This is a genomic window from Streptomyces sp. Inha503 (assembly GCF_047215865.1).
GTDB classification, from domain to species: Bacteria; Actinomycetota; Actinomycetes; order Streptomycetales; family Streptomycetaceae; genus Streptomyces; species Streptomyces lycopersici.
The window spans coordinates 2,774,965-2,787,566 of the sequence record NZ_CP178360.1 but is presented as its reverse complement, the minus strand read 5'-3'; the positions used below and the strand labels follow the sequence as shown (position 1 = coordinate 2,787,566).

General features: G+C 69.2%; 14 protein-coding genes. 7 read left to right on the top strand and 7 right to left on the bottom strand.

Annotated elements, in window-relative coordinates:
* Nucleotides 1–14 precede the first annotated feature (14 nt).
* Both ACJX2R_RS11295 and ACJX2R_RS11290 read right to left on the bottom strand, forming a co-directional pair.
* On the bottom strand, nt 15–1,259 hold the full coding sequence (locus ACJX2R_RS11295) for an SLC13 family permease (RefSeq protein WP_413099976.1): 1,245 nt from the start codon (nt 1,257–1,259) through the stop codon (nt 15–17).
* The gene (locus ACJX2R_RS11290; protein ID WP_413099975.1) at nt 1,249–2,466 is read right to left on the bottom strand and encodes a CaiB/BaiF CoA transferase family protein; all 1,218 of its coding nucleotides are present in this window, start codon (nt 2,464–2,466) and stop codon (nt 1,249–1,251) included. The genes ACJX2R_RS11295 and ACJX2R_RS11290 overlap by 11 nt, the downstream gene beginning before the upstream one ends.
* 112 nt (nt 2,467–2,578) lie before the next feature.
* On the opposite strand from ACJX2R_RS11290, the gene ACJX2R_RS11285 reads away from it, so the two are divergent.
* Both ACJX2R_RS11285 and ACJX2R_RS11280 read left to right on the top strand, forming a co-directional pair.
* Nucleotides 2,579–3,472, top strand: coding sequence for a LysR family transcriptional regulator (locus tag ACJX2R_RS11285; RefSeq protein WP_413099974.1), 894 nt, complete (start codon nt 2,579–2,581; stop codon nt 3,470–3,472).
* A gap of 56 nt (nt 3,473–3,528) precedes the next feature.
* Nucleotides 3,529–4,098: a MaoC family dehydratase gene (locus ACJX2R_RS11280; RefSeq protein ID WP_413099973.1), complete on the top strand. Its 570-nt coding sequence runs from the start codon at nt 3,529–3,531 to the stop codon at nt 4,096–4,098.
* A 273-nt stretch (nt 4,099–4,371) separates the two neighbouring features.
* On the opposite strand, the gene ACJX2R_RS11275 is transcribed toward ACJX2R_RS11280, so the two are convergent.
* The 4 genes from ACJX2R_RS11275 to ACJX2R_RS11260 form a co-directional block, all read right to left on the bottom strand.
* Entirely contained in the window at nt 4,372–4,662 is a 291-nt protein-coding gene (locus ACJX2R_RS11275; protein WP_413099972.1) for a phosphotransferase, read from the bottom strand.
* Complete coding sequence (locus ACJX2R_RS11270) at nt 4,592–5,086, bottom strand: phosphotransferase (RefSeq protein ID WP_413099971.1); 495 nt, start codon at nt 5,084–5,086, stop codon at nt 4,592–4,594. The genes ACJX2R_RS11275 and ACJX2R_RS11270 overlap by 71 nt, the downstream gene beginning before the upstream one ends.
* Nucleotides 5,087–5,288: 202 nt before the next feature.
* On the bottom strand, nt 5,289–5,510 hold the full coding sequence (locus tag ACJX2R_RS11265) for a hypothetical protein (RefSeq protein WP_413099970.1): 222 nt from the start codon (nt 5,508–5,510) through the stop codon (nt 5,289–5,291).
* Nucleotides 5,511–5,581: 71 nt separating this feature from the next.
* Nucleotides 5,582–5,743 carry a hypothetical protein gene (locus ACJX2R_RS11260; protein ID WP_413099969.1) on the bottom strand — a complete coding sequence of 54 codons (162 nt, stop codon included), beginning with the start codon at nt 5,741–5,743 and terminating at the stop codon, nt 5,582–5,584.
* Between the two features lie 464 nt (nt 5,744–6,207).
* On the opposite strand from ACJX2R_RS11260, the gene ACJX2R_RS11255 reads away from it, so the two are divergent.
* From ACJX2R_RS11255 to ACJX2R_RS11235, 5 genes are read left to right on the top strand one after another with little or no spacing between them, the layout of a single operon-like run.
* A complete protein-coding gene (locus tag ACJX2R_RS11255; protein WP_413099968.1) occupies nt 6,208–7,623 on the top strand; it encodes a GntP family permease in 1,416 nt (471 codons plus the stop codon).
* A gap of 28 nt (nt 7,624–7,651) precedes the next feature.
* Nucleotides 7,652–8,887: a CaiB/BaiF CoA transferase family protein gene (locus tag ACJX2R_RS11250; RefSeq protein WP_413099967.1), complete on the top strand. Its 1,236-nt coding sequence runs from the start codon at nt 7,652–7,654 to the stop codon at nt 8,885–8,887.
* Nucleotides 8,884–9,828, top strand: a complete 945-nt coding sequence (locus ACJX2R_RS11245; protein ID WP_413099966.1) for a hypothetical protein — start codon at nt 8,884–8,886, stop codon at nt 9,826–9,828. The genes ACJX2R_RS11250 and ACJX2R_RS11245 overlap by 4 nt, the downstream gene beginning before the upstream one ends.
* Nucleotides 9,825–10,799 (top strand): 2-hydroxyacid dehydrogenase, encoded by a 975-nt coding sequence (locus ACJX2R_RS11240; RefSeq protein ID WP_413099965.1) that lies wholly within the window; start codon nt 9,825–9,827, stop codon nt 10,797–10,799. Before ACJX2R_RS11245 ends, ACJX2R_RS11240 begins: the two co-directional genes overlap by 4 nt.
* Nucleotides 10,790–11,794, top strand: coding sequence for a glycerate kinase (locus tag ACJX2R_RS11235; RefSeq protein ID WP_413099964.1), 1,005 nt, complete (start codon nt 10,790–10,792; stop codon nt 11,792–11,794). Before ACJX2R_RS11240 ends, ACJX2R_RS11235 begins: the two co-directional genes overlap by 10 nt.
* Here ACJX2R_RS11235 and ACJX2R_RS11230 read toward each other — a convergent pair.
* On the bottom strand, nt 11,760–12,560 hold the full coding sequence (locus ACJX2R_RS11230) for an IclR family transcriptional regulator (RefSeq protein ID WP_413099963.1): 801 nt from the start codon (nt 12,558–12,560) through the stop codon (nt 11,760–11,762). The two genes, ACJX2R_RS11235 and ACJX2R_RS11230, sit on opposite strands and share 35 nt — an antisense overlap.
* Between the last annotated feature and the right edge of the window lie 42 nt (nt 12,561–12,602).

The window sequence follows — 12,602 nt, the reverse complement described above, 5'->3', positions numbered from 1 at the left end:
TCCCTTCACCGCGCTCATGCGATCACGAAGGCCGCCCAGGCGGCGGTGGGAGCCAGCGCGCACACCCCGGCGCCCCACCACAACAACCCCTGGTACACGCCGGGCCGCAGCCGCTCGGGAGCGTTGGCCACCACCAACGCACCATTGGTGGAGAAGGGACTCGCGTCCACTACGGTCGCCGCGGCCGACAGTGCTATCACCATGCCGGTCGTCCCGATGGCACCGGACTTCAGGAACGGCACGGACAGCGGCATCAGGGCGCCGAGGATCCCGGTGGTCGAGGCGAAGGCCGAGACGACACCGCCCACGTAGCAGATCAGCAGGGCGGCCAGCAGCGGGGCGCCGATGGCCGCGATCATCTTCCCCAGGGAGTCCACGACGCCCAGTTCTTGCAGCAGGGCGACGTAGGTCACGATGCCGCACACCAGGAGCACCACGGGCCAGGCGATCTCCTTGGTGGCCTGCTGGGACGTGCCAGGGAAGATCAGCGCCAGCAACGCCGCCAGGGTGAGGGCCAGGAAACCGGTGTCCAGGGAGAGGACGGTGGTCCCCAGCACCAGCGCGACCATCGCGGTCAGCGTCACCACCTGCTCCGTGCCTGGGCGAGAAGCCGGGTCCATTTCCGTAGGGTCGGTGTCCTCTTCCAGAACCTGCGGTTCGAGCCGTCTGCGCCCGAAGACGAGCCATGACACCGCGGCGACCGCCAGGTTGAAGGCGAAGGTGCCGGCGAAGAGCAGCCCGCCGCTGACGGGCAGATGGTTCTTCTCCAGCGCCGAGTGGACGATGCCGCCCAGGATCCCGGAGGGGGCGAAACTGCCCGCCGCGGCCCCGTTCACCGCCATCAGCCCGGCATACAGCGGATTGATGCGGTGCTTGACGGCGAAAGCGACGCCGATCGGCGCCACGATCGCCACCGCCGCGGGCGAGGCCGCGCCTGTCGCGCAGAGCAGTGTCGCCAGACCGAAGAGCACCCAGGGGACGGCTCCTACCCGGGCACCCACCGCCCGCACCGCGACATGCACCAGCCAGTCCACCGTGCCGTTGACGCGGGCGATCCCGAAGAGGAACGTCACGGCGACCAGCACCAGGAACATGCTCGTCGGGAAACCCGCCAGCACCTCGTCCGGCGTTCGGTCGAGGGCGACCACCCCGAGCAGGAAGGTGGCGACCAGGGCGAGCATGCCCATGTTCAGCCCCCGTACGCTGGAGAGCAGGAACACAGCGGCGAGCGCCAGGACTCCGATGAGTTCATTCGGCATGGCTGGCCTCCTCGCGGGCGGCGCCGTGGGACGGGGCCAGCCACGCCAGGACGGACTCGGTGTGCTCGCCCAGCTCCGGGACCCGGCCCAGCCGCTGCGGGTGCTCGCCGTGGAACGTGACCGGGGGTATCAGGCCCTCCAGTGCACCGACCGGGCTGTCGAAGGGAGCCCAGCGTCGACGGTCACGTAGTTGGGGGTGTGCGCTGAACTCCCGCACGGTGCGCTGGCGTGCGTAGGCGATCGACGCCTCCTCCAGCCGCGCCACCAGTTCCTCGCCGGTGAGTGTGCCCGTCACCTCGCTCACCAGGACATCGAGCTCGGTGCGGTGGGCCACCCGGTCGGCGTTCCCGGAAAAGCGCGGGTCGTCGCACAGACCGGGACGCCGCAGCACGATCCCGCAGAAAGAAGCCCACTCCCGCTCGTTCTGTAGCCCGAGGTTGATCGTCTGCCCGTCGCGCGTGGTGAACGGGCCATAGGGGGCGATCGTCGCGTGACTGGCGCCGGCGCGGGCCGGAGCCGTGCCGCCGTAGCGCGTGTAGTACTCGGCGTATCCCATCCATTCACCGAGGGCTTCGAGCATCGAGACCTCCAACTGCGAGCCCCGGCCGGTGCGGGCCCGCTTCAGCAGAGCCGTAAGAATGCCGGAATACGCATACATCCCCGCGCATATGTCCGCGATGGACAGGCCCACCTTGGACGGGGTCTCGGGGGTGCCGGTGATGGAGACCAACCCTGCTTCGCACTGGACCAGGAGGTCGTACGCCTTGCGGTCGCGGTAGCAGCCGGTACTTCCGTAGCCGGAAATGTCGCAAGTGATCAGCCTCGGGTGGCTCAGCGCAAGGACGTGGTGGCCGATGCCCAGGCGGACCGCGGCGCCGGGTGCCAGATTCTGCACCAGGACGTCGGCCCGGTCCACCAGGGCGTGCAGCTGCCGGTTGCCCTCCGGTGAGCGCACATCGAGCTGGACGCTCTCCTTCCCTCGATTCAGCCAGACGAAGTGGCTGGACATGCCACGCACCGTGCGGTCGTAGCCGCGGGCGAGATCGCCGCTGCCGGGGCGCTCGATCTTGATGACGCGGGCGCCCAGGTCCGCCAGTTGGCGCGTGGCGAACGGAGCGGCGACGGCCTGCTCCAGAGAAACCACGAGCAGACCGGACAGGGGCCCGTCGGGGCCTTCGTGCTCAGGGCGAGAATGCGGCTCGGACATGGGGTCCCTCCCATGGAGTCCTGGTTGGTGAGGACTCACTGTGGGCCGCCACCCGACCGTTGTGAAATGACGAAACCTCGCCAGGACCATGCTCGGAACGTATAGTCCCTGCATGGAGATACGGGAGCTGCGGTGGTTCACGGCCTTGGCCGAGCACGAGCACGTGACGACCACCGCGGAACGGCTCAACATCTCCCAGCCGACCCTGTCCCGGGCCATCCGGCGGCTGGAGCGACGAGTGGGCATTCCGCTGTTCGACCGGCACCAGAACCGGCTCCGGCTCAACAAGTACGGCGAGGTCTTCCGCGCCCACGCCCTGCGCGCGATCAGTGAGGTCTCCGGCGCCGAGCAGCGCATCACCGCCCTGATCGACCCCGACACCGGCACCGTGGCACTGGGTTTCCTGCACTCCTACGGCACCTGGCTCGTGCCCGACCTCCTCGCCGGGTATCGCCGGCTGGCTCCCGGCACCACCTTCGAGCTGCGCGGTGACGCCGCCGACACCATCGTCGACGACGTCCGCAACAGCAGACTGGACCTGGGCCTGACCAGCCCGCGACCAGCCGGGGACGATGTGGAGTGGACACCGCTGCGGGACGAGGCACTGTGCCTGCTCGTCCCGCCCGGACACCGGCTGGCCAGACGCCGCCGGGTGCGGACCGCGGAGCTGGCCGATGAGGTGTTCGTGGCACTACAGCCGGTCTTCGGACTGCGCCAGATCACCGACCGGCTCTGTGCTGCGGCCGGATTCACGCCGCGGGTCGCTTTGGAGAGCACCGAGCTGAGCACGCTGCGGGCCCTGGTCGCCGCCGGCCTCGGCGTGACCGTCGCCCCCCTCACCGGCAGCCCATCCGGCCCCGGCGAACACGCCGTCGCCGTGCCACTCCAGGATCCGCAGGCACACCGCACGGTCGGCGTGATCACACTCGCCGGAGGACCACGCGCGCCAGTGGTGGCGAGGTTCTTCGACTACGTACGGTCCAGGGCTCATGCGCCGTACGTATGAACCCTGTGAAGGTTCGGTATTTCACAGCGGATCGGGGATTTCCCAGAATGAGCGCCATGACGACTGAGAACCCGGGCCAGGAGGCCACCCGCACCGCTGCCGTCGAGGGCTGGCAGGGCCGCTACTTCGAGGACTTCACCACCGGCGACGTGTACCGCCACCCCCTGGGCCGCACGGTCCTGGAGACTGACAACTCCTGGCTCACGCTTCTGACGCAGAACACCGCGCCCCTGCACTTCGACCGCCACTATTCGGCGGGCACCGCCTGGGGCAAGCCGCTGGTGGACTCCACCTTCACGCTCGCCCTGGTCACCGGACAGAGTGTCACCGACATCTCCCAGCACGTGATGGCCAATCTCGGCTGGGACCGGGTCAGGCTGCCCAATCCGGTCTTCGAGGGCGACACGATCTACTCGCAGTCCGAGGTCCTCCACAAGCGGGAGTCCGCCAGCCGCCCTGACGTAGGCATCATCAGCGTGCGCACCATCGGCTACAACCAGGACGGTGTCATCGTCATCACCTTCGAGCGGACACTGATGGTCTACCGCCGCGGACACGGGCCCCGGTTCGCGGCAGTGGAACCGGTCTGGGACGAGCGGTCCCGCAGGGCTGCGGGACTGCGCTGACCGGTTCAGACCTCCGGGCGGCAGTCGCCGCCACCTCCGCAGTCGTTCCTGCTTCCAGCAGATGACCTCGCCGGCGTGTCCGCACCGAGCGATGAGGTGGCGTTGTCCGGTGATCAGGGTGCGGTCGGTGGCTTCGCGCGAGGCCGCTGTTCTTGACACCGCCGAACGGCGCGGTGCGCCCGTTGGCATAGGCGTTGACTTCTATGGTGCCGGAACCGGCGATCATGACTACCGGTCGCCCCGAACCGTGGACCGTGTACGCCGTCCCGCCACTCACCGGGCCATCCTCCGCAGCGCGGTCTCCACCCACACTGGGCGGCCGGTGTCCAGGCCGCGCAGCGCCACATGGACCCAGATGAAGGACGCTCGGGCCAGGATGTGCGACCGCATGCCGTCGGGGACCTCGCCGCCCGCCGCCCGGTAGGTGTCCAAGAGCCGGTCGAGGACGTGCGTGTCGCCGGCGTAGAGCATGTCCACGAAGTCGGCCGCCGGATCACCGATGCCCCTGTTCGCCCAGTCCAGCAGGGCCGACAGCGCCGAGGGGCCGGACGGGTGGGGCTCCACCAGGGTGTGGCCCGGGTGCACGTCCCCGTGGACGAGTACCAGGCGGCCCTGTGCCGTTCAGGGGCGTGGAGTGCACCGCGGCCAGGCAGCGGGCAAGCGGCTCGAGGTAGTGGTCCGGGTGGGCCAGCGGGTCCATCGACCACCCGTAGACCAGGGTGACCGGGTCCTCACTGCCCGCCGCCTCGCCGGGAAGGCGGGGGTAGGCGACCAGGTCCGGGGTGTGCATCCGCCAGCCGGGCACCGGCACCGGGACCCGATCGCGTATGGCGCTCAGTACGGCGCCCTCCACGGCCAGCTGGTCGGCGGACTCCGGCCACCGCGGCTGCCGCAGGATCCAGTGCGTGCCGTCGGCGGCGCGGATGTGGGTGACACGGAAGTCCCAGCCGCTGTCGTCGGTCCGTGCGGACTCCGGTACGAGTGCCACGCCCAGCCTCCGTGAAGCGAACGCGGCCAGCTCCGCGACCTCCGCTCCCGGAGCCGTGGCGGCGGCGCTGATCGGATGGCCGCCACGACGCCCAGGCGGCGGTCGCGGGTCGCGTTCCGGTCCACCTTGCCGGTGTGAGTCTGCTCCAGCGCGTCGACCGGCACAATCAGGCTGGGCGCCAGATGCGGTGGCGCCGTTCTGGTCAGGCGGTCGCGGATGCCGCGGCGACCTCGCCCGGCTCGAAGTCCGGCAGGGGAACGAAGAACGCGGCCAGCGAGGAGTGCCCGGCGCGGTCCACCCTGGCGGCCGCGACCGACGACACCCCCTCGCAGCGTCCGATCAGCGCCTCGACATCGAAGCAGGTCCACCCGGAAGCCGCGGATCTTGACCTGGCGGTCGGAGCGTCCTTTGAACACAAGGACACCGTCGGCCGCCTCCCCGACCAGATCACCCGTGCGGTACCAGCGGGCGCCGTCCCGCGTTCCATGATCGAGTTCATTCGAACCGCACTCGGTCACCGCCGAGTTGGCGTTCGAGCACCGTGATCTGATGGCGGAGGGCCAGGGTCTCCGCATCCTTGTCCCGGTCGCTCACCGGCAGCAGGCGCAGCAGCGCGAACGCGTTGGTCACGCCCAGGTAGGCCAGCCGCAGCAGCACGGTCGATCATCATGACGCGTGGACTACCCGCTACGCGAGAGCGCCGACTCGAGCGATGGAGCCGACGACCGCCAGTCCGGGTCCATGCCTCCTACCAGGGCGGACGACATTCTCGGCAAGCGCAGTGTCCACCGCCGCCCATTTCGGCTGCCCCTCCACGATGACCGACCCACAACAAGCCGCTGACTTCGTCGCGCCACCCGTGTGAAGACGCGTGATGCGGACCAGGTACAGCATCCGTACGAGCACGAGGGCCAGTTCTGCGAGCTGCCCAGCGGTCGCTCCTGCGAGGGGAGGTTGCCCAACAAGGCGGCGCGGTCGCACAGGCTCCGCGATAGCGGAAGTCGGGGCTCGATGCGTCGATTTTGTTGACCCGCATCGTGGGTTCGTGCTCATAATGCGGGCCACCGGATCGAGCCGCCAGCTTCATATACGCCCCATCTCGCACGAAACGGACGGTGGGCATGTCGGATACCGCAATTTTGATCAACACGGCCGTCGCCGTGATCGCCATCGTGTTCCTGATCGTGCGGCTGCGGATGAACCCCGTGGTCGCCCTGGTTCTGGGCGCCTGTTACCTCGGTCTCGCGACCGGCCTCGGGGTCGACAAGACCGTGAAGACGATCAGCAAGGGGTTCGGCGACGTCATGGCCGACATCGGACTCCTGATCGCGTTCGGAGTGCTCATCGGAGCACTCCTGCGCGACCTCGGAGCCATCGAGCGCCTCGTCGAAACCCTGTTGCGCGCCGCGGGCCCGAAGCGGATCCCCCACGCGATGGCCTTGACGATCGCCACCTTCCTACAGTCCATCTATCTGGACGTGCTGTTGGTGATCACCGGGCCGCTGGCCAAGGGCATAGCCTCCAAGCTCGGCCGGTACGGGACCGCCCGCATGGCCACCGCGCTGGCCATCGGACTGGAGTGCGGCATCGTCTTCACGGTCCCCGGTGCCGGAGCGCTGGCGCTCGCCGCGCTCCTCGACGTGCCGCTCGGCACGTATCTGCTGTACGGACTCATCGTCGTCATCCCGACCGTGACCATCGCCATCGCCGTCATGAACTTCGCGCTGACGCGCGGCTGGTGGAACCCGGCACTCGATGAAGAGGACGTTCCCGGCCCGGCGCCGAGCGCGCCCGCGGACGGCGGTACGGCCGACCACGCGGACCGCGTCGGCCAGAACGGCCCTGCGGGCGGAACCATGACAGCTGTGGAGGTGAAGGCGCGCACGCAGCCGCAGCCCGGACTCCTTCTCCTCTTCTCGCCCCTCCTCGTCTCCCTTCTCCTCATTGCCACCGGAGCCCTCGCCCAGGTGGCGACATGGCACAACTCCGTCGTGGAACTGCTCTCCAGCCCGGTTGTGGCTCTCCTGCTCGGACTGGTCGCCACCTGCCTCGTCGCCCGGCGCTACCTCGGGCAGCCCCGGGTGGACGCTTCGTTGAGCAGGGGCATGCGCGACAGCGGACAGATCCTCCTCCTCAACGGCGTCGGAGGCTGTCTCGCAGCGGTGATCGCCGCCTGCGGACTGGGGGACATCCTCGGCGAGTACTTCAAGGCCAACACCTGGGCCCCGCTGCTGTTGGTGTGGCTGGTGGCCGCGGTGCTGCACATCGCGGTCGGCTCGGTGACGATCTCCGCGATCACCGCCGCCGGTATGCTCGCGCCGGTGGCCCCCACCCTGGGCCTCGATCCCGTACTGATCGCACTGTCCGCCGGTGCCGGATCGCTGTTCTTCGTTCACTTGACCAGCAACACCTTCTGGCTGCTCCAGTCCCTGATGGGCCAGACCACCCGAGGCACGCTCAAGACCTGCTCGGTCGGGGTCTCCGTCGCCTCCGTCGTCGCGATGGGCCCGATCCTCGCGCTGAGCGCCATCCTCTGACCCTCCCTCGACTACCACGTGAGGACCCATGAAGAACCGCCGCACACAGTTGCCGCTGCATGGAGTGCGTGTGCTCGAACTCGGCAACTACATAGCGGGACCCACCGCCGGACGGCTGCTCGCGGACTTCGGTGCCGAGGTGATCAAAATCGAACGCCCGAATACCGGCGACGAGTTGCGGAACTGGCGGCTCTACGCCGGCGATGTCTCCATGCTTTTCCGCACCATCAACCGCAACAAGAAGTCCGTGGTGCTGGACCTCAAAACGGATCGCGGCCGGGCGACCGTGCTCGAACTGGTGCGGCGATGCGATGTCGTGGTCGAGAACTTCCGCCCCGGCACGCTGGAGCGCTGGGGACTCGGCCCCGCCATCCTCGAAGAGGCCAACCCCGACATCGTGCTGGCCCGTATCTCCGCGTTCGGGCAGTCCGGGCCCCTGTCGGACCGCCCGGGATTCGCCGCGGTGGCCGAGGCCATGGGCGGCCTTCGCCACCTGGTGGGGGAAGCCGACCGTCCGCCCTCCCGGGTCGGAGTGTCCATCGGCGATTCGATCGCGGGCCTGTACGCGGCGTTCGGCGTCGTGATCTCGCTCCTGCGGCGCGAACGGGTCCCCATGAAGTCGCCCTTGTCCGAGCGGACGGTGGACGTCGCCTTGCACGAGGCCGTCTTCTCGATGATGGAATCGCTTGTTCCCGACTACCTCGCCTACGGCCTTGAACGGCAGCGGGTCGGCGGCAGGATGGAGGGCATCGCCCCCACCAACGCGTACGAGTGTGGCGACGGACACAGCGTGGTGATCGCAGGCAATGGCGACGCGATCTTCCGGCGCTATATGCGGGCCATCGGCCGTCCCGACCTCGCCGACGATCCCGGACTGCGGACTAACGCGGAGCGATGGGCACGTCGTGACGAACTCGATGGCGCGATCAACGCATGGACCGAGACGCTTCCTCGTGACGAGGTGCTCAAAGCCCTCGACGCCGCAGGCGTCCCAGCGGGCCCGATCTACACCGCGGCGGACATCTGCGCGGACCCGCAGTTCGCCGCCCGCGACATGATCCAGCGGCTGCCGGTGGAGATAGCGGCAGGCGAGTCCCGGGAGGTGGGATTCCCCGGCATCGTCCCCGTCCTTGGCGAGAGGTCCCTGTCTGTCCGGTCCCTCGGCCCCGACCTCGGCGAGCACACCCGACAGGTGCTCACCGACCTGCTCGGCAAGACCGACGAGGAGACCGACGCGATCATCACGGAGATGGAGAAGAAGTGACGAGTACCCCTGTGACCTTGCGCGATGTGACCCTTCGCGACGGCCTCCAGCTCACCGGCAAGCCCTTGTCCACCGACCGCAAGGTGGCCATCGTCCGCGAACTCCTCTCCCTCGGCATCCCCAGCCTGGAAATCGGCTCGCTGGCCAATCCGGCCCTCGTCCCGCCCATGGCCAACACAGTGGAGGTGATCGAAAGCCTGACTCCGGACGAACTCGCCCGGTCCTGGGTCTGGGTGGCCACCCCACGGCACGTCGAGAAGGCGGCGAGGGCGGGCGCGGTGAACTTCCAGTACTGCCTGTCGGCGTCCGACCGTCACAACCAGGCCAACATCGGCCGGCCGACCGAGGACAGCCTCGCGGCCATGCCGGCGGCGATCGAGCACGCGCGCTCGGCCGGCGGGCGCATTCAGCTCTGCGTCGCCACGGCGTTCACCTGCCCGTTCGACGGCCTCGTCCAGCAGGAAACAGTGCTCCGGATCGCCAGCGACCCCCGCACTGAGGGCGCCGAGGATATCGTGCTGTGCGACACCCTCGGGCAGGCCACACCGGCCCAGGTGACCAGCCTGGTCTCCGCAGTGGCAACGCGATCGCCCGCGCGACGGATCGTCTACCACGGGCACGACACGTGGGGGATGGGCGTCGCCAACTCCCTCGCCGCGGTGGCCGCCGGAGCAAGCGAACTGGACGGGGCGCTCGGCGGCCTCGGTGGCTGCCCGTTCGCACCCGGCGCCAGCGGAAACGCCGCGACCGAGGACCTGCTGTTCGCACTGCGCCCCGACTGGCTGACGCCGGACACCTTCGGCGCCGTGGTCGCACTGGCCGACGGGCTGCTGGCGGAACTGGACGAGCCGAACCGTTCCCGGGCAGGTCAGGCGGCGCACTCCAGCACCACCGCGTTCGAGTGGGCCGTGGCGGCGCCGGACGCGCGGGAGTGCCGATGAAGTTCCTGGTGACAACGCCCATCCCGGCTCCCGGAATGGACATTCTGGAAGCGGCCGGTGAGGTGCGTGTGCCCGATCGGCGGCTGTCCGCGGGCGAGCTGCGCCGGGAATGTTCCTCAAGTGACGTCGACGTCGTCGTCGCCCAGCTGACGGATGTGTTCGACCGGGCCGTCCTGGAAGACGCGAAGATCAAGGGCATCTCCAACTACGCGGTCGGATACGACAACGTCGACGTGGCCACCGCCACACAGCGCGGAATCCTCGTGGGCAACACGCCCGGTGTCCTCACCGACGCCACCGCCGATATCGCGACGCTCCTCCTGCTGGCCACGGCACGGCGCTGCGTGGAGGCGGACCGCTTCGTCCGCGCGGGGAAATTTCGGGGCTGGCAGCCCGAGCTGCTCCTCGGAGGCGACGTCAGCGGGACAACGCTCGGACTCATCGGCTTCGGACGGATCGCCCGGGCGACGGCTGAACGCGCCCTCGGGTTCGGCATGACCGTCCGCTACACCACACGTAGCGGACCCGTCCACCGCGAGCGGCTCGGACACCTCGCCGGCAGGGTCCAGTTCGCCGAGTGGGACGACCTGGTGCGCACCAGCGACTTCCTCTCGCTGCACGTCCCATTGACCGACGCCACACACCATCTCGTGGACGAGAAGACACTTCGCGCCATGAAACCGACGGCCTGCCTCGTCAACACCTCGCGCGGGCCCGTGGTGGACGAAAGAGCACTCGTCGATGCGCTGCGCTCGGGCGAGATCGCCGGGGCGGGGCTGGACGTGTACGAGGACGAACCCGCGCTCGCCGACGGCCTCGCCGACCTGCCCAACACCACCCTCCTGCCCCACGTCGGCAGCGCCACCCGCTCCGTCCGCGCCACCATGGCCGAGGTCTGCGCGAACAACGCCGTCGCCATAGCGCGGGGCGAGATGCCGGCCCATGCGGTCAACCCGGAGGCGTGGCGGTGAAGGTCCTCGTGGCGCCCGACAGCTTCAAGGGCACGTACACCGCACCGCAGGTGGCCACGGCTATCGGCCGGGGACTGGACCAAACCTCGGCCGTCCCCGTGCTCCTACCCGTGGCCGACGGCGGCGAGGGAACGCTCGCCGTACTCACCGAACCCCTCGGACTGCGCTACCGTGCCGCTCCTGCCCGCAACCCCTGGGGGGCGGAATGCGAGGGAGCGATCGCGCTCGCGCCCTCCGGCGCCGCCTACATCGAGCTCGCCCAGGTGTGCGGGATCAACGCCCCCCACGACGGCCCGCGGGATCCGGTGGCCGCCGACACCTACGGCGTCGGAATGCTGATGGCCGACGCCGCCCGTCACGGCGTCACCGAGATCGTCGTGGCCGCAGGCGGATCCGCCACCAGCGACGGCGGGTTCGGGGCCTTGCGGGCGATCGACGAACGCGGTGGTCTGCGCGGCACCCCGGTGACGGTCCTGACCGACGTCACCACCCCTTACGCGGAAGCGGCACGGGTGTTCGGCCCGCAGAAGGGCGCGGATACCAGGCAGGTCGCCTCCCTGACGCTGCGCCTGCATCACCAGGCGAGGCTGCTGCGGCGCGACCCGACGCACGTGCCACGGACCGGGGCCGCGGGGGGCTTCGCCGGAGCGATGTGGGCACAGTTCCACGCCGAACTCGTATCAGGCGCGGACTACGTCCTGAACGGGCTGTCCTTCGATGACCACCTCTGCGACGCCGAAGCTGTCATCGTCGGGGAAGGGCGACTCGACGCACAGAGCAGTCAGGGGAAGATCGTCTCGGCCGTGCTGGCCCGCTCGGTCGGCATCGCGCGCTTCGCCGTGGCGGGCTCCGTCGGCGCGGATCTCGGGCCTCTGCACGAGGAGTTCACGGACATCATCGTGGCGAGCGACGAGGCAGCCATGGAAGCGGCAGGCCGGGTCATCGGACAACGGCTCCGGCTCAGGCCGGGTATCGGCCGCCGAGCGCTCGGGTGATCTGTTCGGCATGCTCCACCACCAGATCGACCCACTCGACACACCGCTCATAGGGCATGCGCAGCGTCGGCCCATGGACCATCAGCGCTCCGACCAGATCGCCGGCCGAGTCGAACACCGGGGCCGCGAGGCCCGACGCACCGTCGATGCGTTCGCCGACCGTGATGGCATAGCCCTCGGAACGCGTCTGCTTGATCAGCCTGCGCAGTTCGTCCCGGTCGGTCACGGTGCTCTCGGTCAGCCGCGGAAGCTCTTCCCGCAGTACGCGCTCGGCGAGATCCGGATCCCAGGCCAGCAGCACACGTCCCGACGACCCCACGGCGATGGGGGCGATCTTCCCCACCGACATCTCCCGGCGAAGCGCGTGCCGGGTCTCGGCGACCGCGATGCACACCCGCTGGGTGCCTTCGGAGCGGAAGAAGCACGCGGTCTCCCCGGTCCGGTCGCGAAGGTCCTTCAGAGCGGGGTTGACCACCTGGAGGATGTCGAGGTCCTTAGCCGCGGCAGCCGCCCAGTAGGCCATCTTCACCCCGATCCGGAACGTGTCCTCGGAGCGGTCGAGAAACCCGTGCGCGACCAGGTTCGTCACCAGGCGTTGCACAGTCGAGGCAGGCAGTCCGGTCTGCTGCTGGATCTCGCGCAGGCTCATAGAGGGCCGGGCCAGTGTGAAAGCGTTGAGAATCTCGGAGATCTTTCCCAGGACGAGCAGCGGAGCCTGCTTCGACCCTTCGTTCGCCACCGTGGCGGACTTTCCTCGGGCTGCCATGCGCCCAACGATACGACAGGAGAAATAGGTGACTGAGGACGG

Coding starts and splice junctions, on each gene's coding strand:
- ACJX2R_RS11240 (WP_413099965.1), top strand. CDS start 9,825: ATGAAGTTCCTGGTGACAACGCCCATCCCGGCTCCCGGAATGGACATT.
- ACJX2R_RS11285 (WP_413099974.1), top strand. CDS start 2,579: ATGGAGATACGGGAGCTGCGGTGGTTCACGGCCTTGGCCGAGCACGAG.
- ACJX2R_RS11295 (WP_413099976.1), bottom strand. CDS start 1,259: ATGCCGAATGAACTCATCGGAGTCCTGGCGCTCGCCGCTGTGTTCCTG.
- ACJX2R_RS11250 (WP_413099967.1), top strand. CDS start 7,652: ATGAAGAACCGCCGCACACAGTTGCCGCTGCATGGAGTGCGTGTGCTC.
- ACJX2R_RS11230 (WP_413099963.1), bottom strand. CDS start 12,560: ATGGCAGCCCGAGGAAAGTCCGCCACGGTGGCGAACGAAGGGTCGAAG.
- ACJX2R_RS11255 (WP_413099968.1), top strand. CDS start 6,208: ATGTCGGATACCGCAATTTTGATCAACACGGCCGTCGCCGTGATCGCC.
- ACJX2R_RS11280 (WP_413099973.1), top strand. CDS start 3,529: ATGACGACTGAGAACCCGGGCCAGGAGGCCACCCGCACCGCTGCCGTC.
- ACJX2R_RS11290 (WP_413099975.1), bottom strand. CDS start 2,466: ATGTCCGAGCCGCATTCTCGCCCTGAGCACGAAGGCCCCGACGGGCCC.